The following is a 19,684-nucleotide window of genomic DNA, read 5'->3' as shown; positions in this document are numbered from 1 at the left end:
GTGGGGAGCAAGGCAGAGGGGCAGCAGGCTCGCGCCCCTGCCCCTCCCGGCTGGAAGCTGGCCGCTTACCTCACCTTCGTGCCGCTCGGCAATTCCAGCCGCGTGCCCACCAGATCGAGGTTCCCGTGCTCGTCCTCGGCGGCGAGGATCATGCCCTGCGACTCGATGCCGCGCAGCTTGGCGGGCTTGAGGTTGGCGACCAGAATGACCCGGCGGCCCACCAGGTCTTCCGGTGCGAACCACTGGCGGATGCCGCTGACCACGGTGCGCGTTTCCTCGCCCATCTTCACCGTCAGCTTGAGCAGCTTGTCGGCCTTGGGGACCGCCTCGGCCTCCATGACTTCCGCGATGCGGAGGTCCACCCGCGCGAAATCGTCGATGGAGATCAGGGGCTCGGTGGGCGCGGCCGTCTCGGTGGGCTGGGCGGCGGGCTGCGGGGCGGGCATCGTTTCGGGGGTCTGCGTCTTGGGGGTCTGGGTCATGGCCTTTTTCTCTTTCTTGGGTTTGGAGGGGGGAGGGGTGGGGGCCGTGTCCGCCTTGGGTTCCGGCTTGGGAAAGAGGACCGGGCCACCCGGCACCTGGGTCCCAGCCGGAATCAGGCCCCAGGCCGACGCGAGCGGATAGCTCTGCCCCGCCAGCCCGAGTTGCACCCGGAGTTCCTGCGCCTTGGCAGGAATCACCGCTTCCAGCGCCACGCTCGCCACCCGCAGGCCCTCGGCGGCGGTGTACAGCACGGTGTCGAGCCGCCGCTGGGTGTCCTCCGACTTCGCCAGCGTCCACGGGGCACTCTCCGCGATGTAGCGGTTGAGGTCGCGCACGAAGTTCATGGCGGCCTCGATCGCCATGTTGACCTTCAGGTCGTCCACCAGCCGCAGCACCTCGCCGGGCAGGGCCAGCGCCGCCGACTCGATCTGGTGCTCGCGCGTGCCCTGTTCGCAGGCTTGCGGGAGCACGCCGCCCCGGTACTTCTGGATCATGCTGACCGTGCGCGAGAGCAGGTTGCCGAGGTCGTTGGCGAGGTCGGAGTTCAGCCGCGACACCAGAATTCCCTCCCCGTAGGGGCTGTCGGCTCCCAGCGACGCCTCGCGCAGCAGCGTGTAGCGAATCGCGTCGGCGGGGTACTTCGCCACCAGTTCTTCCGGGTCGATCGCGTTGCCGAGGCTCTTGCCCATCTTGCGCCCGTCCTCGGCGAGGATGTGGCTGTGCACCACCAGACGGCGGTACACCGGCAGCCCCGCTGCCCGCAGCATGGTGGGCCAGAAGACCGCGTGCGGCTTGAGGATGTCCTTGCCGATCACGTGCCACGCGGTCCCGATGGTGTCCTCGCCCAGGCCGAGGCTGACCGGCCCCGAGACGTAGTTCAGCAGCGCGTCGAACCACACGTAGGTCACGTGGTCGGGGTCCCAGGGCAGCTCGATGCCCCAGGGCACCCGCGCCTTCGGGCGGCTGATGGAGAGGTCGCCGATGGGCTCGCGCAGCATCTCCAGCACCTCGTTGCGGTACCCGGCGGGGCCGATGAAGTCGGGGTTGGCCTGGATGTGCTCCAGCAGCCACGCTTGGTACTTCTCCATCCGGAAGAAGTAGTTGGCCTCGCGCCGCCGCTCGGGTGGGTCCTTGTCACCGGGGAAACGGCGCACCCCATCCGGCCCCTCCACCAGTTCCTTTTCGGTGACGTAGCGCTCGGCGCCCACCGAATACAGGCCCTCGTACTCCGCGAAGTAGATGTCGCCCGCGTCGTACACGCGCTGCAAAATCTCCTGCACGTAGCGCTTGTGGCGGTCCTCGGTCGTGCGGATAAAGTCGTCGTAGCCGATCTCCAGCCGGTCCCACAGCCCCCGGAAGCCCCGCAGCGCGAGGTCGTCCACAAAGGCCTGCGGGGTCTGTCCGCTCGCAGCGGCGGCCTTGGCGATCTTCTCGCCGTGCTCGTCGGTGCCGGTCAGGAAATGCACCCGGTCCCCGGCGAGGCGGCGATACCGGGCGATGGCGTCGGTCAGGATCTTCTCGTAGACGTGCCCAATGTGCGGCAGACCGTTGGCATAGTCGATGGCGGTCGTGATGTAGAAGGTGGGCGGCTCGGCCCCCGTTGGTCTGGTCATGCTCGCTCTCTCCCCGCCCGGCACGCTCTGATTCTCGCAGAGGGGGGCCGGGCAACCCCGTCAGGATACGGAAAAACGGCCCAATGGGAGGAGGGACGGGGCGGACTCTCGCGTCTCACCCCGCCCCTCCCGACCGGCCTGTCAGGGACGCGGGGACATTCGCATGGACTTGGCGGCGCGGGCAGTCATGCGGGCAGTGTACCCGGCCGGGGGCGGTCCCGTCACCTTTCCCCCGGTTGGGTGAGGAGTGGCCCCCTAGAATCAGTCGTGTGATTGCCTACCTGAAAGGCACCGTGCGCGAGGTGCGCGACGCGAGTGCCGTGATCGTCGCCGGGGGCGTGGGCTACGAGGTCCACTGCCCGGCGTCCGCCCTGGGCAAGTTGAGTGTGGGCGACGAGGCCGAACTCAACATCCGCCACATCGTGCGCGAGGACGCGCAGCTTCTCTTCGGCTTCAGCGACGCCGACAGCCTGCGCCTCTTCGACCTGCTGACCGGGGTGAGCGGCGTGGGGCCGAAGCTGGGATTGGCGCTGCTCTCGGCCATGCCGGTGAGCGCCGTGGCGCAGGGCCTGCTCACGGGCGACGTGAAGCTGCTCTCCAGCGTGTCGGGCGTGGGCAAGAAGACCGCCGAGCGGCTGGTCCTCGAACTCCAGAACAAGGTGCCCGAGCATCTGGCAGCGGCAGGGACTGCGGGGGGCGGCGCGGCGCGGGCGGCGGCCCCCACCTCGACGGCCGGGCGCGACGCCATCGAGGCGCTGCTGGCGTTGGGCTTCCGCGAGCCACAGGTGCGTGGGGTGGTGGCTGAACTGCTCGCCGCCGACCCGGCCCAAAGTGCCGACGCCCTGATTCGCAAGGGCCTGGGCCGTTTGCGATGAGCCACGGCGAACCCAGCAGCGTCACCCTGCAAGACGGCCCCAGCGACAAGCGGCAGGCGACCCCCGGCACGCCCGAGGAGCAGAAGGTCACTTGGCTGGAACTGTTCTTCGACCTCACCTTCGTGGTGGCCTTTGACCAGCTCGCCAAGCGGCTGGGCGACGCGCCGAGCGGGATCAACCTCGTCAACTTTCTGGTGATGTTCGGGGCGGTGTGGTGGGCGTGGGCGGGCAACACCACCTTTGCGGCGCGGCACGGCAACCAGGAGCGGGTCTACCGTTGGGGCACGCTGGCGCAGCTCCTCACCGTGGCGCTGATGGCCCTGTCCGAACGGGGCGAACTCGCGGAAAACGGCCCGGTCTTCGCCGCCGCCTTCGCCGCCAACCGGCTGATTCTGGTCGCCATGCACGGACTGATGATCCGCAAGGATCCCGACATGGCCGCCTTCGCCCGTCCGCTGATGACCGGGTATGGGCTGGCCGCGCTGATCTGGCTGGGAAGCGCCTTTCTGGGCGGGACCGTCCAACTGTTGGCCTGGGGGGTCGCGCTGGCGGTGGATCTCGTGACGCCGCTGCTGATCAAGGACCGCCACGGCCACGCGCTCCCGCATCAGGAGCACCTGCCCGAGCGGGTGGGCCTCCTCCAGATCATCGCGCTGGGCAACATCGTGACCGAGTTGGTCGCGGGGGGGCGGCAGCGCCCGCTGACCCTGGCCGACCTCGCGCCGTCCTTCTTCGCGCTGCTGGCGGCAGTGGGACTGTGGCGGCTGTATTTCGACCAGGCCCGTGCCCTCCCGGTGCTGGAGGCGCACCGCCGGGGCCGGGTGGGGTCCTTTTTGCTGTGGCTGTACAGCCACATCCCCTTCACGCTGGGGCTGGTGATGCTGGCGGTCGGCATGGGCCACGGCATCAGCGACACCGAAAATGCCCGCGACGCCGTGAACCTGCAACTCGTGGTGTGGTCGCTCTTCTCGCTGCTCTTTTCGCTGGTGCTGCTGCGCTTCACGGCGCTGCGGCTCTCGCACCGCCGGGTCGGGCCCGACCGCAGCCTGCTCGCGCTGCTGGGGGGGCTGCTCGTCACGGCGGGCCTGTCGCTGACGGGGCTGGGCACCCTGCCCCTGCACGCGGCGGTGGCGGCGTTGACGCTGGGACTGGCGGCGATCACCGCTACCGACCCCACGACCGAGCACCTCGGGGACCTGGAGGAGCGGCTGGGGGCGGGCGGGTCGCCGCTGTAGTCCGGCCGCCGGATATGGATTCCGGATCCTCCGTGACGGCCCCTGCGCGGCGCGGCGGTGCCCCCACGCCTCTCCTGTTCCTGCCCGCCCTGCTCCGCAGCTTTGCCAGTCCGCTCGGGGTGAACAGGTGGTGTCACTGCTGGGCCGGAATCCGGATTACTCGGCCAGCACCGCGCCGCCCAGGTCCTCCAGCGCCCGCACGAGGAGCACCTGGGCGCCGGGGACATTCAGGACCAGCAGGTCGGCCAGTTCCTGTTCCGCGTCTCCGGGCGGCTGCACGGTCAGGGTCCCCAGGCCGGGGCGCACCTCCAGCTCGGTTCCGGCGGCCCGCAGGAGCAGGTGGGGATCGCGCGGCAGCCGCAGCCGGGTGAAAGTGCCGTTCCCCGGGAGCGTGGCCTCGCCCCCGGCGACGGGCTGCGCGGCGCGGGGCAGCCCCTCGCGGGCAACGAGGACGGCCCCGCGCAGCCGGGGGGCGGCTTCTTCTCCCAGGTCCAGCCGAGCGCGGGCCTGTTCCAGCACGGCGTCCAGCTCGGCGGAGGAGAGGCGGGCGGCGCGGGCGTGCAGGGCGGCCGCTCCCTTGCGGGCCAGGGTGAGGAGGGCACCCGGCGGGGCGGCGGCGTAGCGGGCGGCGCTGTGGGGTCCCAGGGCGTCCAGATCGACCGGAACGCCGCGCAGCACGCCCGCCACCGCGCGGGCGAGGCGCAGGCCCGCATATCCCTCCTCCGGGCGCAGCAGCGCGGCCACGATCCGCGCCTGCGCGGCCAGCCCGGTCAGGTCCGGCCCCGGCGGGGTGAGCCAGTCCAGGGTCAGGTGCGCCCCGCTGAGGCTCAGGCGCAGGGCGGCGTCCTCCGGCAGCAGCGGCCCCAGCGCCAGTGTCTGCACCCGCTCGGCGGCGGGGCGCCCAGGGTGCAGCAGGGCGACCTCCCGGCCCCCCGGCCCCTCGAGCAGCAGTTGCCACCCTGAACCCACCCGCTCCCAGCGCAATGCCAGGCCCCGCCAGTGCGCTTCCCGCCCGCCCCCCAGGTGCAGGGTCAGGCAGTCACCGTCCGGTGGGGGCGTGGTCAGGGCCGCGTGGGGCGTGGCCGCGTACAGGACCGAGTTCCTGGGCAGGGCCGCGCCGGGGATGAGGCCGGGGCTGGGGGCTCCCTCCAGCAGCGCCCCCAGCCGCCGCCGCACCTCGGCCGCCGCCTCGCGCAGCAGCGGGCGCTCGTGGGTGCCCTGCCCGGCCGGGTGCGCCTCGCGCAGCGCCCGCACCAGCTCGCCCCGCGCCGCCGGGGCCAGCGGCTCGCGCTCGGCGGCCCGCAGGTGCGCGGCGAGCACGTCCGCGTCGGCGTGGCGAGGCAGAGGCTCGGCTTCCAGCGCCAGCAGCGCCGAGCGCAGCCGCGCCCAGCCGGAGGGGGTACCCAGCAGCGCGGCCACCCCGTGCAGCAGGTCACGGGCGACCGTGGGGCGGTCCAGCGCCGCCAGCGGGTCCCCGGCGGCGGGCACGGCGACCCCACCGCTCTGCCCCCGCGCGGCCCGCTCGGCGCTCTCGGCGGCGGCGTGCAGTACCCGCAGGCCTGGCTGTCCGCGTTGTGCCAGCCACTCGCGCCCCAGCGCTTCCAGCCCAGTCCGCAGCTCGCGCTCCCAGCGCAGGCCGCGCAACTCGGCCCACGCACGGAGCTCGGCGGGGTCGGCGGGGGCCGCCTCGTCGGGGGTGCCCACCGCGCGGGGAGCGGGTGCCCCGGCGGGCGGGGTCGGCTCGGCGGGCACGTCCCCTCCCGCCCGGTAGGCCCGGTAGAGGCGATCGGCGGCCCGCAGGCGGCGCGACAGGCCGGGGTCGAGGGGGGCGGCCTGAAGGCGCGTGCGCAACTCGCCCAGTGCCCGCAGACCCCCCCGGGGTCGGCCCCCCGCCCGCACGTCGGCCACCCGGTACTCGTACAGCTCGACGAGTTCGGCCCACACGGTCTGCTGCGTCACGCGCCCCACTGTAGGGCGGGCTCTCTGACAGCGGTCTTCCGCGCTGAAGTAGGGGAAGCGGCGCCGCGGCGCCACAACGGGGCCTCTCACCGGCTGGCGGCTCCCGGTGCGGCGGCAGGACCGCGCCCCGACTCCACGCCCCCTCCCCCCCCAGCGCTCCCACGCTTCTGTGCCGCCGCCTGCCGCCGGGCTCCGCTATAACGGGAGCACCGATGCTGCCCTGCCCCGCCGCCCACCTCCGCTCCGCTCCTGGCCGGAGCCGCCGTTGACCCCGGACGCGCTGCCCGGCGGGGGCCTGCCCAACCTGCTGCTGCTCGCGGGGCTGTTCGCGGCGGGGCTGCTGCTGTTCGTGCGGCTGCCCGAGCGGGCACTGGCGCTGCTGGCGGGGGGGCTGGCGACGGGACTGGCGGGGGGGCTGGCCGCGCTGGCGGTGCTGGCCGGGGGCACCCCCGAGCGGGCACAGGGGGCACTGGTCGCGGCGGCGCTGCTGCTGACCGGGGCGCCGCTGGTGGTCTCGGGCGGGGCGGCGGCCGCCTTCCGGCGGCGCCCGGTGCGGGTGCAGCGCACCGACCGCGCCGCCCCGCCGCGCTCGGCCACGCCACTGCCCGACCTGCACTTCCAGGACTACGAGGTGCTCGAACGGGTGGGCATCGGCGGAATGGGCAGCGTCTACCGTGCCCAGCGGCGCTCGGACGGGCGCACCGTCGCCCTGAAGGTGCCGCAGGACCGCTACCTCGCCGACACCAAGTTCGTGCGCCGCTTCTACCGGGAAGCCGAGGTCCTCAAGCGCTTTAACCACCCCGGCATCGTGCGGGTCTACGACTTCCGCATGGAGGACCCCGAACACTACATCGCCATGGAATTCCTCGACGGCGAGAGCCTCGAGACCCTGATGGACCGCGAGCGGCTGCCCTTCGAGCAGGGCGTGCAGGTCGTGCGTGCCCTCGCGGACGCCCTGCGGCACATCCACATGCAGAACGTGATTCACCGCGACATCAAGCCCGCCAACGTGATGATCCTGAAGGGCGCTTTCCGGGACGGTCGGCTGCGCGAGGGCGGCGTCAAGCTGATGGACTTTGGAATCGCGGTGGGCAAGGTGCTTACCCGCCTCACCATGACGGGAGCGCGGGTCGGCACGCCGATCTACATGGCCCCCGAGCAGGCCAAGGGGGGCCGGGTCGACGCCCGCAGCGACGTGTACTCGCTGGGGCTGCTGGCCTACGAACTCACCACCGGCCAGACCGCCTTCAAGGGAAGTTACGAGGCGGTCGTGCACCAGCAGGTCTTCGAGGCGCCCAAGCCCCCCAAGCAGGTGCGGCTGGAGGTGCCCGGCAAGCTCAGCGACCTGATCCTGCACATGATCGAGAAAGACCCTGCCCAGCGCCCCGGCCTCGACGAGGTGATCGCCCGCATCGACGCCGGGGTGTTGGAAGACGAGACCTTCACCGACTCCTGGGCGCTCGCGCTGGGCGTGGAGGAACGCCGGGGCACCCTGCGGCTCCTCGACCTCTCGGGCAAGCTGCGCCTCAGCCTGCGCGACGGCCCCGGCACCCCGGCTCTGGCGACCGGGCAGGGACCCGCCGCCCCCGGCCTCCCCGCCGCGCCCCGTGCGCTCGCCGCCGACGACACGGGTCACCTTTACGCCGCCGTGCTCGACTACGGCCGGGCGGGCACGGCGGGCCTGATCCGGCACCTCGCCCCCGACGGCACCGAACTGCGGACTTTCGGGCGCTACGGCCTGGGAGACGGCGAACTGCTCGACCCGGTCAGCCTCGCCTGGGCGGGGGGCCAGCTCTACGTTCTCGACGGCGAGGCGCTGCGGGTCAACGTGTATGGCCCGGCGGGGGAGTTCCGGGGCTCCTTCGGCGGGCGCGGCACCGGGCCGGGCGCCTTCGAGGCCCCGCGCACGGTGGCTGCGACGCCGGGGGGCGAGGTGCTCGTGCTGGACCCCGGACGGCGCGAGGTGGGCCGCTTTTCCCCCACGGGCGAGTATCGGGGCCGCTACGCCTTTCGCCTCGACCGGGCTTCCGAAGCCCTGCGCGAGCTGGAAGGGCTGGCGGCGGGTCCCGACGGCACCGTCTATATCGTGGACGGGGTGGCCCGCAAGGTCCGGCGCATCGATCCCGGCGGCACCCCCAGCGGCGCCTTCGCGCTGGAGGCCCTGGTGGGCGAACCTGCCTCCGCCCCGTGGCTGCTGCAACCCGGCCCCGAGGGGCAGCTCTACGCCGTGCGGCAGGGCGGGCAGATGCTGCGGACCTTCAGCGCGGCGGGCGACCTGCTCTCCACCCGCGACATGTACACCCCGGTCCTCGCGCTGGCCCTGCTGCCCCGACCCCAGGGGGGGGGCCAGGCATGAGCCGCCTGCCTCCCCTGACCCTCTACACCCGCCGGGGCTGCCACCTGTGCGAGCAGGCCGAGGAGCGGCTGCGGCTGCTCGACTTCGCCTACACCCCGGTGGACGTGGACAGCGACCCCGCCCTGCGTGCCCGCTACGGCGACGACGTGCCCGTGCTCTCGGCCGGGGAGCGTGTGCTGCTCAAAGGCGTCTTGAGTCGCGCCCGGCTGAGCGAGCTGAAGCTGCGGCTGCTGCGGGGGGCTGGGGCAGACTCCTGACGCTTTCCCCCTGTGCGCAGCCCACCCCGCGCTATCGTGCCCCCATGAGTTGGCTAGACCGTCTGCGCCAGGGCCTGAGCAAGACCCGGCAGCAGATCAATGACACCGCCGGGAACCTCGGCACCGACCTCCGCGAGACCCTGACCACCCGCCTCGACACGGTCGAGGACCTCGAATACGCCCTGATCGCCGCCGACGTGGGCCGCGCGGCCACCGAGGAAATCCTCTCGGACATCCGCGCGAGCAATAAGGCCAACCTGCAAGACGCGCTGATGGAGGCGCTCACCCTGCAACTCGAACCCGACCTGCGCCGGGCGCAGTTCCGGCAGCTCGGCTTCACGCCCGACGCCCGCCGCACCGTCGTGGACCCGCGTGGGCACGTGGTCATGGTGGTGGGCGTCAATGGGGTGGGCAAGACCACCACCATCGCCAAGTTGGGCGAGTACTACCTCGGCCGGGGCCGCAGCGTGATGTTCGCCGCCGGGGACACCTTCCGCGCGGCGGCGGGAGCGCAGCTCGGCGTGTGGGGCGAGCGGTTGGGCATCCCGGTCGTGCAGGGGCCGGAGGGCGGGGACCCCGCCGCCGTCGCTTACGACGCCGCCGCCGCCCGCGCCGCGCGGGGCACCGACCTCTTGTTCGTGGACACCGCCGGGCGCCTGCACACCAAGCACAACCTGATGGAGGAGCTGAAAAAGGTCCGCCGCGTCGTGGACAAGGCCGACCCCGGTGAACCCGCCGACGTGTGGCTGGTGCTGGACGCCGTGACCGGGCAAAACGGGCTCGCGCAGGCCAAGAAGTTCCACGAGGCCACACCTCTCACCGGGGTGATCGTGACCAAGCTCGACGGCACGGCCAAGGGCGGCATCCTGGTCCCCATCGTCCGGGAACTCGGCGTGCCCATCAAGTTCATCGGGGTGGGGGAGGGGGCGCACGACCTCCAGCCCTTCGACCCGCAGGAGTTCGTGCGGGCACTGTTCGACGTGGACGTGCCGAGAGACTGACCCGCTCCCCTATCCCGCCCCCCAGTCGGCCCCGGCCCCGCGCCGTAGCATGGCCGCCTATGCCCGCCGACCGCACCGCTGCCGTGACCCGCACGACGGGGGAAACCGACCTCACGGTCCGGCTTGATCTCGACTCGCCTGCCTACGACGCCCCCGCGACCGGGCACCCCTTCTTCGACCACATGCTCGACGCGCTGGCCCGGCACTCGCGCCTGGGCCTGAGCGTGCGCGGCACGGGTGACCTGCACGTCGAGCCGCACCACCTGATCGAGGACACCGGGATCACGCTGGGGCAGGCGCTCACGCAGGCGCTGGGGGACCGCCGGGGCATCGAACGCTACGGGTCGGCCTTCGTGCCCATGGACGAGACGCTGGCTCACGTGGTGGTGGACCTCTCCGGGCGGGCGCACCTCGCCTTCGAGCCGGAGACGCTGGACGTGTGGGGCACGGCGGGCGGGATGACCCATTACCACCTGCGCGAGTTCCTGCGCGGCTTTTGTAATCACGGCGGGGTGACCCTGCATGTGCGCCTGCTCGCGGGCCGCGAGGCCCACCACGTCATCGAGGCGGTCATGAAGGCGCTGGCGCGGGCGCTGCGGGACGCGGTGCGGGTGACCTCCGACGACCTCGCCTCCACGAAAGGAGTCCTGTGAGCACCCCCGAAGTCCTTCTCCTCGACTACGGCGCGGGCAATGTCCGCTCGGCCGCCCGCGCCCTGGAACGCGCCGGGATGCAGGTCCAGATCTCCGACAACCCCGCTGACGTGCCGCACGCGCCCGCGCTGGTGGTTCCCGGCCAGGGCCACTTCCGGCAGGTCATGGAGGCCTTCGACCGCCACGGCTTCCACGGCCCCGTGACCGACGCGGCGCGGGGCGGCGTGCCGCTGCTGGGCATCTGCGTGGGGATGCAGATGCTGCTCTCGGGGTCGGAGGAGGCCCCCGGCCTGCCGGGCCTCGACCTCGTGCCCGGCACCGTGCGCCGCTTCGAGGCCGCACCCAGTCAGAAGGTGCCGCAGATGGGCTGGAACAGCCTCGACAAGGTGGGCGACTCGCCGCTCTTGCGTGACCTCGCCTGCCCCGCCTACGCCTACTTCGTCCACTCGTACTACGTGCCCCTCGACGTGGAGGTGGACGCAGGCGCCCTCACCGAGTACGGGGTGCCCTTCTGGTCGGCCTTCAGCGCGGGCAATCTGCACGCCACCCAGTTCCACCCGGAGAAGAGCGGGGCGGTGGGGCTGGCGATTTTGGAACGGTTCCGGCGGTACGTGCTGGAAGGGGCTTCCAGCGACCAGCCGCCAGCGGCCAGCCTGTCCTGAGCATCGGCTTAAGCCTTTGTGGCTGGCGACTGGAAGCTGGCTGCTGACCGCTTCCCCCCGCTACACTCGCCCCCATGAGTGCTCCCCGCCTGCCCCTTCCCCTCGACCACGAGCACCTGCAAAAGCTGGTCACCGCCGACCTCGTGCGGCCCGACCACCTGCTGGGGGCGCACCCGGTGCGGGAGGGCGGCGTGGACGGGGTGCGTTTCGCGGTCTGGGCGCCGAATGCCGGGCACGTCAGCGTGGTGGGCGACTTCAATGGCTGGAACGGCTTCGACCACCCCATGGGGCGCCTCGACTTCGGCTTCTGGGGCGTGTTTGTGCCGGGGGCCTCGGCGGGGCAGCGGTACAAGTTCCGGATCACGGGGGCGGACGGGCGCACGGTGGACAAGTCCGACCCCTACGGGCAGCACATGGAGTTGCGGCCGAATACGGCCAGCGTGATCTGGCAGCCCGCCTTCGAGTGGACCGACGGCGACTGGATGGCGGCGCGGGGCGTGGACTACGACCGTCCGGTCAGCATCTACGAGGCCCACGTCGGCTCGTGGGCGCGGCGGGACGACGGCAGCTTCCTGAACTACCGCGAGCTGGCGCACCGGCTGGCCGACTACGTGACGTGGCTGGGGTACACCCACGTCGAGCTGCTGGGCGTCATGGAGCATCCCTTCGACGGGTCGTGGGGCTATCAGGTCACCGGCTACTACGCCCCGACCAGCCGCCTGGGCACCCCCGACGACTTCGCCTACCTCGTCAACCATCTGCATGAACGCGGCGTCGGCGTCCTGCTGGACTGGGTGCCCGGCCATTTCCCCACCGACGAGTCGGGCCTCGCCCACTTCGATGGGGCGGCGCTGTACGAGTACGCCGACCCCCGCAAGGGCTTTCACCACGACTGGAACACCTACATCTTCGACTACGGCCGCAACGAGGTCGTGATGTTCCTGATCGGCTCGGCGCTCAAATGGCTCCAGGACTTCCACGTCGACGGCCTGCGGGTGGACGCGGTGGCCTCCATGCTGTACCTCGACTTCTCGCGCACCGAGTGGGTGCCCAACATCCACGGCGGGCGCGAGAATCTGGAGGCGGTCGCCTTTCTCAAGCGGCTGAACGAGGTCGTGCACCACATGGCCCCGGGCGCCGTGATGGTCGCGGAGGAGAGCACCTCCTTTCCCGGCGTGACGGCCCCCGCGCCCTTCGGCCTGGGCTTCGACTACAAGTGGGCGATGGGCTGGATGAACGACAGCCTCTTCTACTTCGAGCAGGACCCGCTGTGGCGCAAGCACCACCACCACAAGCTGACCTTCTTCAACGCGTACCGCACCTCCGAGAAGTTCATCCTGGCGATCAGCCACGACGAGGTGGTGCACCTCAAGAAATCGCTCGTCATGAAGATGCCCGGCGACTGGTACGCGCAGCGGGCGGGCTACCGGGCCTTCCTGGCGCTGATGTGGACCACGCCCGGCAAGAAGCTGCTGTTCATGGGGCAGGAGTTCGCGCAGCCCACCGAGTGGAACCATGATATGAGCCTGCCCTGGCACCTCGCCGAGCACCCGGATCACCGGGGCGTGTTGGAGCTGGTGCGGCGGCTCAATGGCCTCTACCGCGAGCGGTCCGACCTGCACGCCGGGGACATGCTCGACGAGGGGATGCTGTGGGTCAGTGCCGACGATACGGAGGCCAGCGTGTACGCCTTTGTCCGCCGCGACCCGCAGGGGGGAGCCTGGAGCCTCGTGGTCGCCAACCTCACCCCTGTCTACCGCGAAGGGTATGCGGTGGGTGTGCCCCAGGGCGGCGAGTACCGGGTGGTGCTCTCCACCGACGACGGCGAGTTCGGCGGCTTCGGCACCCAGCAGCCGGACCTCACGGCGCATGGGGAGGGCTGGCACGGGCAGACGCACCACCTACGGCTGAACCTGCCTCCCCTGAGTGTGCTGGTGCTGGAGCCGGTGTGACTGGCCCCCAGCGCCCCGACCCGCTGACCGCCGTGAGCCTGCTGCTGCTCGCAGGAGTGGCGGTGCTGCTGCTGGTGCCGCTCTTCGGCGGGCCGCTGCCGAGTCCCTACCTGGTGGTGGGGCTGTTGCTCGCCCGGCTGGTGGTTCAGATTCTGCGGGCGCAGCGGCGGCCCGAACTTAAGCGCCCGGCGGCGTGGGCCTTCGACCTCCTGCTGATCGGCCTGCTGCTGTGGGTGGCGGCCAACCGGGGGTAGGGATGTTCCGGCGGCCCTACCGCCTGCGCAGCGTCTACGAACGGATGCTGGGCACCGAACTCGAACTCCAGATCGTCGCGGGCACCCGCCCCCAGGCCGAGGCCGCCGAACGCGCCGCGCTGGACGAGGTGGACCGGCTCGCGGGGGTGCTCAACCGCTTCGACCCGGCAAGCGAGTTCTCGCGCTGGGCGGCGACCGAGGAGCACCCCCTCCCCCTCAGCCCGGAGCTGCGGCACGTGCTGGTGCAGGCCGACCTCTGGCGGGAGCGGTCGGGCGGGGCCTTTCATCCCGGCGCGGACGCCCTGGGGGCGCTGTGGGCGGAGGCGGCGGCGCGGGACCAGCGGCCCGACCCGCAGGCCCTGGCAGATGTGGCCGCCGCCCTGCGCTCGCCCCTCTGGACCCTGCACCCGGACGGCACGGCGACCCGGCACGGCACCCTGCCCGTTGGGCTGAATGCGCTCGCCAAGGGCTTTGTCGTGGACCGGGCGGCGGAGGCGGCCTTCCGTGCTCCGGGCGTGCGGGCGGCGCTCGTCAACGTGGGCGGTGACCTGCGGACCCTGGGGGGGCGGGGACTCCGGGTGGCGGTGGCCGACCCCTTCACCCCCCGCGACGACGCGCCGCCGCTGGCCTGGGTGCGGGTGCGGGACGGGGCGCTCGCCACCAGTGGGGGGGCGCACCGGGGCTACCGCATCGGCCCGGCGTGGTACTCACACCTGCTCGACCCCCGCAGCGGCCAGCCCGTATCGGCGGTGCCCGGCGTGACCGTCACCGCCCCCAGTTGCCTGACCGCCGACGCCCTCGCCACCGCCCTGAGCGTGCTGGACGTGGGCAGGGGCCTTGCCCTCGCGGACGCCACGCCGGGCGCCGCCGCCCTGGTGGTGACGCGGGAGGGAAAGCGGCACGCGAGCGGGCGGTGGGGGAAGGGGTGATGCGGTGTGCGCCCAGTCCGTTCCCGAACCGGGAGGGTGCCGACAGGAGAACTCCTTGCCCGGTCACCGCTGCGTTCCTGCTCGCTCTGCTTCGCAGCTTTGCCAGTCCGCCCGGGGTGAACAGGTGGTGTCACTGCTGGGCCGGAATCCGTGGAGCCTCCTGCAGACCCTTCCTCTAACCGTGGGTTAACCGGGTCGGCCCAAGCTCCCGGAATCCTTCATTCCCGCCACATTCCCGGAGGTTTGCCATGTCCACCCTGCCCCCTGACCCCACTCCCGCCGACACCCGCCGCTCGTTTCTGGGCAAGCTCGCCGCTGCGGGCGCAGTGTTGACCCTGGGCCGCTTCTTTCCGGCAGGGGCAGCGGCTGCGGCGCCGGCCTGGGTCAAGGGCATGGCCCTCGACATCACCTTCAGCGTGGCGACGGAGGAGGGCGGGCGGGTCAAGCGGCCCTACGTGGCCGTGTGGATCGAGGACTCCGCGGGCAAGCCCGTGCGGACGCTGACCCTGTGGGCGCAGACGACCGGGCGCGGGCCGCGCTGGATTCCCGACCTGCGGCGCTGGTACCGGGGCAACGCGGACCTGCTGGACACCGTGAGCAGCGCCACCCGCAACCCCGGCACCTACGCGGTCGCCTGGGACGGCAAGACCGACCGGGGCGCGGCGGCCCCGCGCGGCGACTACTACGTGTGCATCGAGTCTGCCCGCGAGCACGGCCCCTACAGCCTGGTGCGGGGGAAGGTCACCCTGGGCGCGAGTGCGTTCCGGAAAGACCTGGGCACCGACGGCGACATCGGGGCGGCGCGTGTCTCTTACGCCAAGGCCTGAGGCCGCCCCCGCCCGCCCCGCCCCGCGTCCGCGCTCGGCCAAGGCCCGCGTGGGTGTCTGGGCACGCACCCTGCACACCTACACCTCCATGATCAGCCTGCTCGCGGTGCTGTTTTTCGCAGTCACCGGGGTCACCCTCAACCACCCCGACTGGGCCTTCGGGAACGCCGAGACGCGCCGCGAGGTCACGGGCACCCTCCCGGCGGGCTGGATTCAGGCCGGAGAGGTGAATTGGCTCACCGTCGCGGAGGAACTGCGGGCACGCCACGGCCTGCGCGGCCGGGCGGGCGACACGCGGGTGGACGGCGGGGAGGCCAGCCTTAGCTTCAAGGCCCCCGGCTACGGGGCCGACGCCTTTATCGACACGGCGACCGGCCGGTACACGCTGACGGTGGACGCGCAGGGGGCGGTCGCCGTGCTCAACGACCTGCACCGGGGCCGCGACTCCGGACGGGCGTGGGCGTGGCTGATCGACCTGAGCGGCGTCCTGCTGGCGCTGGTGGCCGTGACCGGGCTGGTGATCCTGCTCTACCTCAAAAAGACGCGCGGCAAGGCCCTCGCGGTGATGCTGGGCGGCACCCTGCTCACCGGGCTGCTGATGTGGCGGGCGATGGGCTAACCCCCCGCGTGTGCGGCCCGCCCCACCACCGCGTACAGCGGGTCCGAGCGCCCCGGCCGGGGGCTGCGGTCCAGACCCACGATCTCCCCGAAGTTGCCCGCCATCCGCAGCAGTTCCCGCACCAGCGCGACGTGCCCCGCGTCGTCCAGGGCGTGCCAGATGGCGACGGCCTTGGTCGGAAAGCAGCGGTTGGAAAAGGTGATGACGATGGATGCCCCCGGCTTCAGCACCCGCCCGACCTCGCGCAGCACGGTGACGGGGTCGGTGAGGTAGTCGATCGAAACGCAAATCCCGCAGCCGTCGAAGCTCGCCGTCTCGAAGGGGAGCTGGGGATCGGTGTTGAGGTTCTGCACCACCCGCCGCGTCAGCCGGGGGTTGCGCTCCAGCTCGGCCCGGTTGAGGCCCAGCCCGGTCACGCCCGCGTACTTGACCTCGGGCGGGAGGTGGCTCACCCATGAACTCATCAGGTCGAGGATGTGACCGCCGGGCGGGAAGTATTCGCGGTAAAGCTGGGTGACGGCGGCAATCGCCGCGTCGTCGATATGGGTGACAAATCGGGGCTGGGCGTAGAAGCGCTCGTCGGGCATCTCGTCCACCCGGCGAAAGGCTTCGGGCGGCAGCTCGGGTTGGGGGCGGTCGGGCATGGCCCAGCCTCTCACCCCGCCGCCGGGCAGACGGCAAGCGGGGGCACAGGGCAGAAGTTGTCTAAACGCCTGTACAGGTGGGGAGCCGGGCCGGACGCTATCTTCCCCGCATGACCCCCTTCGGTGCGTGGTGGTGGCCCAGTTTCACCTGGGTCTGACGCGCCGTATCTCCGTAACCCCCGACGCGCCCAGGTGGACTTCCCACCGGGCGCTCTTCTTGTGTTCCAGGAGCCCCATGACTCAGACGCACTCAAAACCCCTCGCCGTCGCCGTGCAGGAACTCAATGCCGACCTCGACACGCCCGTCACGGCCTACCTCAAGGCCGCGCGGGGGGAGGCGGTCAGCTTCCTGCTGGAGAGCGTGGAGGCGGGCGAGCGGCTGGGCCGCTACTCGTTTATCGGGGTGGGGGAGGTCGGGCGCTTCACGTACCGGGACGGGCGGGTGACGAGTTCGGGCGTGTTTGGCGACTTCGGCGGCCCCGAGGCCGACCCCCTCGCCCGGCTGTACGCGGCGGCGACCCGGCCCGCACCGCTGCCAGAGGGTTTGCCCGCCTTTATCGGCGGTGCAGTGGGCTACGCGGCCTACGACGTGGTGCGGGCCTACGAGCGCCTGCCGGACAGCAACCCCGACGAGCTGAACGTGCCCGACGCCCTCTTCGTGGCGCCGCGCGGCATGGTGATCTTCGACCACCTGCGTCACCGCCTGACGGTGGTGGCGACGGCCGAGGCGCAGGAGGAGGCCGACGCCGTGGTGGCCGACCTCGCTGCCCGGCTGCGCGGTCCCCTCCCCGACGTGCCCGGCCGGGACCCGGCCCCCGCGCCCTCCTTCACCAGCAACTTCACCCCGGAAGGCTTCATGGCCGCCGTGGAGCGGGCGCTGGAGTACATCCGCGCCGGGGACATCTTTCAGGTCGTGCCCTCGCAGCGGTTCAGCGCGGAGCTGGGCGAGCTGCATCCCTTCGCCCTCTACCGTGCCCTGCGGCGGGTCAATCCCAGCCCCTACCTCGGTTACCTCGCGCTGGGGGACGTAACGCTCGTCGCCTCCAGCCCGGAGAGCCTGCTGCGTTCGGACGGCCACGCGCTCGTCACCCGGCCCATCGCCGGAACACGGCGGCGCGGGGTCACGCCGGAGCAGGACGAGCTTCTCGCCGCTGAACTCCTCGGGGACGAGAAGGAGCGGGCCGAGCACCTGATGCTGGTGGACCTTGGGCGCAACGACCTCGGGCGGGTCAGCCGTTACGGGACCGTGCGGGTGCAGGACGCCTTTACGGTCGAGCGCTACAGCCACGTCATGCACATCGTCTCCACCGTGACGGGCGAACTGGCGTCGGGGCAGACGCCGCTGCACGCCCTGGCCTCCGTGCTGCCGATGGGCACCGTGTCGGGCGCTCCCAAGATTCGCGCGATGGAGATTATCGACGAACTCGAACCCGTGCGGCGGGGACCGTATGGCGGCGCCTTCGGCTATATCGCCCTCGATGGCAGCCTCGACATGGCCCTCACCCTGCGGACGATGGTGATCGCGGGGGGCCGGGTGCACATCCAGGCTGGGGCCGGGGTGGTGGCCGACAGCGACCCCGCGAGCGAGGAGGCCGAGACGCGGGGCAAGGCGGCGGCGCTGATGCGGGCGGTGGAGCTGGCGGCGGGGGGGCTATGAGGCTGGAGTCGCCTCCCCTGACCCCTACCCGCCCCCTCCCAGGAGACTTCAACATGACATCCAATCCCCCTCTGTCTGTCCTGCTCATCGACAACTACGACTCCTTCACCTACAACCTCGTCCAGTTCCTCGGGGAGCTGGGGTGCGAGGTCACCGTCTGGCGCAACGACGCCTTCACGCTGGAGGACGTGCGCACCCTCGACCCCGACGCCATCGTCGTGTCGCCCGGTCCCTGCACTCCGCGTGAGGCGGGGCAGAGCGTGGCGGTAATCCGCGAGCTGGGGCCGCAGTTCCCCACGCTGGGGGTCTGCCTGGGGCACCAGAGCATCGGGGAGGCGTTCGGGGCGCGGGTCACGCGGGCGCGGCGGCCCGTGCACGGCAAGACCAGCCCGGTGCGGCATGAGGGCACGGGCCTCTTCGCGGGGCTGCCGGAGGAGGTGCCCGTTACCCGCTACCATTCGCTGGTGGTCCGTGACCTGCCCGCCGAACTCGTGCCCGTTGCCTGGACGACCGACCCCGAAGAGGAAGTGCTGATGGCCCTGCGTCACCGCGACTACCCGGTCTACGGGGTGCAGTTCCACCCCGAATCCGTCGCCACCGAGGGCGGGATGGCCCTGCTCGCCAACTTCCTGACGCTGGTGCGGGGGCACCGGGCGGGGACGGAGGTGGGCGCATGACTGCCGCCACCGACCCCCGCACCCTGCACCTGCGGCTGATGAACGGCGAGGCGCTCTCGCAGACCGAGGCCGCCGCCTTCATGCGCGAGGTGATGGAGGGGAGCGTCAGTGGGGTGCGCCTCGCCGCCGCCCTGGCCGCCCTGCGCGTGCGTGGCGAGACGCCGGAGGAGATCGCGGGCTTCGCGCAAGCGATGCGGGAGAATGCCGTCCATGTGCAGGTCGAGCCGCGCGACGTGCTCCTCGACGTGGTGGGCACGGGCGGCGACGGTGCCCACACCTTCAACATCAGCACGACGACCGCCTTCGTGGTGGCCGCCGCCGGAGTACCCGTCGCCAAGCACGGCAACCGCGCCGCGAGCAGCCGCGCCGGGAGTGCGGACGTGCTCGAATCGCTGGGGGTCAACCTCGACGCCCCGCCGGAGGTCGTTGCGGACGGCATCAACCGCCTGGGCATCGGCTTCATGTTTGCCCGCAACTACCACCCGGCCCTGCGGCACGCCGCGCCCGTCCGTGCTGAACTCGCCGCCCGCACTGTCTTCAACATCCTGGGGCCGCTCTCCAACCCGGCCGGGGCCACCCACCTCGTCGTGGGGGTCTACCGCCCGGAACTGACGCGTACGCTGGCCGAGGTGCTGCGGCTGCTGGGCGCGAAGGGGGCTACTGTCGTCTACGGCGACGGCCTCGACGAGTTCACGGTCTGCGGCCCCAACACGGTGTCGGGGTTGCGGGAGGGCGAGGTGATCGACCGGGTGGTGTCTGCCGCCGAGACGGGCGTGACTGAGCATCCCCGCGCGGCCATCGTGGGCGGCACTCCCGCCGAGAACGCCGAGATCACCCGCGCCCTGCTGACGGGGGGCGGCACCCCGGCCCAGCGCGACATCGTGGCGCTGAACGCGGGCGCAGCGCTGAGGACCGCCGGACGAGTCGCCAGCATCCGCGAAGGAGTAGCTCAGGCCCGCGAGGTCATGGCGAGCGGCGCGGCCTGGGACCTACTCCAGCGGTACGCGGCGCACACGCGGCGGTAGGGGAGG

18 protein-coding genes are annotated in these 19,684 nt (G+C 72.0%); 15 read left to right on the top strand and 3 right to left on the bottom strand.

Translation table 11 applies throughout. The features are described from left to right. Positions 1-65: 65 nt before the first annotated feature. Positions 66-2,096: a methionine--tRNA ligase gene (metG, locus tag L1280_RS05045; RefSeq protein WP_253580996.1), complete on the bottom strand. Its 2,031-nt coding sequence runs from the start codon at positions 2,094-2,096 to the stop codon at positions 66-68. A 269-nt stretch (positions 2,097-2,365) separates the two neighbouring features. Here metG and ruvA point away from each other — a divergent pair, with 269 nt between their 5' ends. After that, positions 2,366-2,971 carry a Holliday junction branch migration protein RuvA gene (ruvA, locus tag L1280_RS05040; protein WP_253580995.1) on the top strand — a complete coding sequence of 202 codons (606 nt, stop codon included), beginning with the start codon at positions 2,366-2,368 and terminating at the stop codon, positions 2,969-2,971. After that, positions 2,968-4,206, top strand: coding sequence for a low temperature requirement protein A (locus L1280_RS05035; RefSeq protein ID WP_253580994.1), 1,239 nt, complete (start codon positions 2,968-2,970; stop codon positions 4,204-4,206). Before ruvA ends, L1280_RS05035 begins: the two co-directional genes overlap by 4 nt. 156 nt (positions 4,207-4,362) lie before the next feature. Here the strand turns inward: L1280_RS05035 and L1280_RS05030 are convergent, their stop codons facing one another. Next, positions 4,363-6,165, bottom strand: a complete 1,803-nt coding sequence (locus L1280_RS05030; RefSeq protein WP_253580993.1) for a hypothetical protein — start codon at positions 6,163-6,165, stop codon at positions 4,363-4,365. Positions 6,166-6,430: 265 nt separating this feature from the next. Here L1280_RS05030 and L1280_RS05025 point away from each other — a divergent pair, with 265 nt between their 5' ends. From L1280_RS05025 to L1280_RS04980, 10 genes are all read left to right on the top strand, one after another. Continuing rightward, entirely contained in the window at positions 6,431-8,521 is a 2,091-nt protein-coding gene (locus L1280_RS05025; RefSeq protein WP_253580992.1) for a protein kinase, read from the top strand. After that, positions 8,518-8,778, top strand: coding sequence for a glutaredoxin family protein (locus L1280_RS05020; protein WP_253580991.1), 261 nt, complete (start codon positions 8,518-8,520; stop codon positions 8,776-8,778). The genes L1280_RS05025 and L1280_RS05020 overlap by 4 nt, the downstream gene beginning before the upstream one ends. A gap of 44 nt (positions 8,779-8,822) precedes the next feature. Then, positions 8,823-9,779 carry a signal recognition particle-docking protein FtsY gene (gene ftsY / locus L1280_RS05015; RefSeq protein WP_253580990.1) on the top strand — a complete coding sequence of 319 codons (957 nt, stop codon included), beginning with the start codon at positions 8,823-8,825 and terminating at the stop codon, positions 9,777-9,779. 59 nt (positions 9,780-9,838) lie between these two features. Next, the gene (gene hisB, locus L1280_RS05010; RefSeq protein WP_253580989.1) at positions 9,839-10,432 is read left to right on the top strand and encodes an imidazoleglycerol-phosphate dehydratase HisB; all 594 of its coding nucleotides are present in this window, start codon (positions 9,839-9,841) and stop codon (positions 10,430-10,432) included. Beyond that, positions 10,429-11,094 carry an imidazole glycerol phosphate synthase subunit HisH gene (gene hisH, locus L1280_RS05005; protein WP_253580988.1) on the top strand — a complete coding sequence of 222 codons (666 nt, stop codon included), beginning with the start codon at positions 10,429-10,431 and terminating at the stop codon, positions 11,092-11,094. The genes hisB and hisH overlap by 4 nt, the downstream gene beginning before the upstream one ends. A gap of 74 nt (positions 11,095-11,168) precedes the next feature. Then, positions 11,169-13,046, top strand: coding sequence for a 1,4-alpha-glucan branching enzyme (locus tag L1280_RS05000; RefSeq protein WP_253580987.1), 1,878 nt, complete (start codon positions 11,169-11,171; stop codon positions 13,044-13,046). Beyond that, positions 13,043-13,300: a hypothetical protein gene (locus L1280_RS04995; protein WP_253580986.1), complete on the top strand. Its 258-nt coding sequence runs from the start codon at positions 13,043-13,045 to the stop codon at positions 13,298-13,300. Before L1280_RS05000 ends, L1280_RS04995 begins: the two co-directional genes overlap by 4 nt. Before the next feature lie 2 nt (positions 13,301-13,302). Further along, positions 13,303-14,229 (top strand): FAD:protein FMN transferase, encoded by a 927-nt coding sequence (locus tag L1280_RS04990; RefSeq protein ID WP_253580985.1) that lies wholly within the window; start codon positions 13,303-13,305, stop codon positions 14,227-14,229. 248 nt (positions 14,230-14,477) lie between these two features. Next, the gene (locus L1280_RS04985; RefSeq protein WP_253580984.1) at positions 14,478-15,056 is read left to right on the top strand and encodes a DUF2271 domain-containing protein; all 579 of its coding nucleotides are present in this window, start codon (positions 14,478-14,480) and stop codon (positions 15,054-15,056) included. Beyond that, positions 15,034-15,675: a PepSY-associated TM helix domain-containing protein gene (locus L1280_RS04980; protein ID WP_253580983.1), complete on the top strand. Its 642-nt coding sequence runs from the start codon at positions 15,034-15,036 to the stop codon at positions 15,673-15,675. The genes L1280_RS04985 and L1280_RS04980 overlap by 23 nt, the downstream gene beginning before the upstream one ends. Here the strand turns inward: L1280_RS04980 and L1280_RS04975 are convergent. Continuing rightward, entirely contained in the window at positions 15,672-16,319 is a 648-nt protein-coding gene (locus L1280_RS04975) for a class I SAM-dependent methyltransferase (protein WP_253580982.1), read from the bottom strand. The genes L1280_RS04980 and L1280_RS04975 overlap by 4 nt on opposite strands. Before the next feature lie 235 nt (positions 16,320-16,554). Here L1280_RS04975 and trpE point away from each other — a divergent pair, with 235 nt between their 5' ends. From trpE to trpD, 3 genes are read left to right on the top strand one after another with little or no spacing between them, the layout of a single operon-like run. Then, entirely contained in the window at positions 16,555-17,976 is a 1,422-nt protein-coding gene (gene trpE, locus L1280_RS04970) for an anthranilate synthase component I (protein ID WP_253580981.1), read from the top strand. 53 nt (positions 17,977-18,029) lie between these two features. Then, complete coding sequence (locus tag L1280_RS04965; RefSeq protein WP_253580980.1) at positions 18,030-18,653, top strand: aminodeoxychorismate/anthranilate synthase component II; 624 nt, start codon at positions 18,030-18,032, stop codon at positions 18,651-18,653. After that, entirely contained in the window at positions 18,650-19,678 is a 1,029-nt protein-coding gene (trpD, locus tag L1280_RS04960; RefSeq protein WP_253580979.1) for an anthranilate phosphoribosyltransferase, read from the top strand. Before L1280_RS04965 ends, trpD begins: the two co-directional genes overlap by 4 nt. Positions 19,679-19,684: the final 6 nt, after the last annotated feature.

The organism is Deinococcus sp. HSC-46F16, from assembly GCF_024171495.1.
Taxonomy (GTDB): domain Bacteria; phylum Deinococcota; class Deinococci; order Deinococcales; family Deinococcaceae; genus Deinococcus.
Note: the sequence above shows the minus strand (reverse complement) of the source record. Positions and strands in the feature narration are given on the sequence as shown.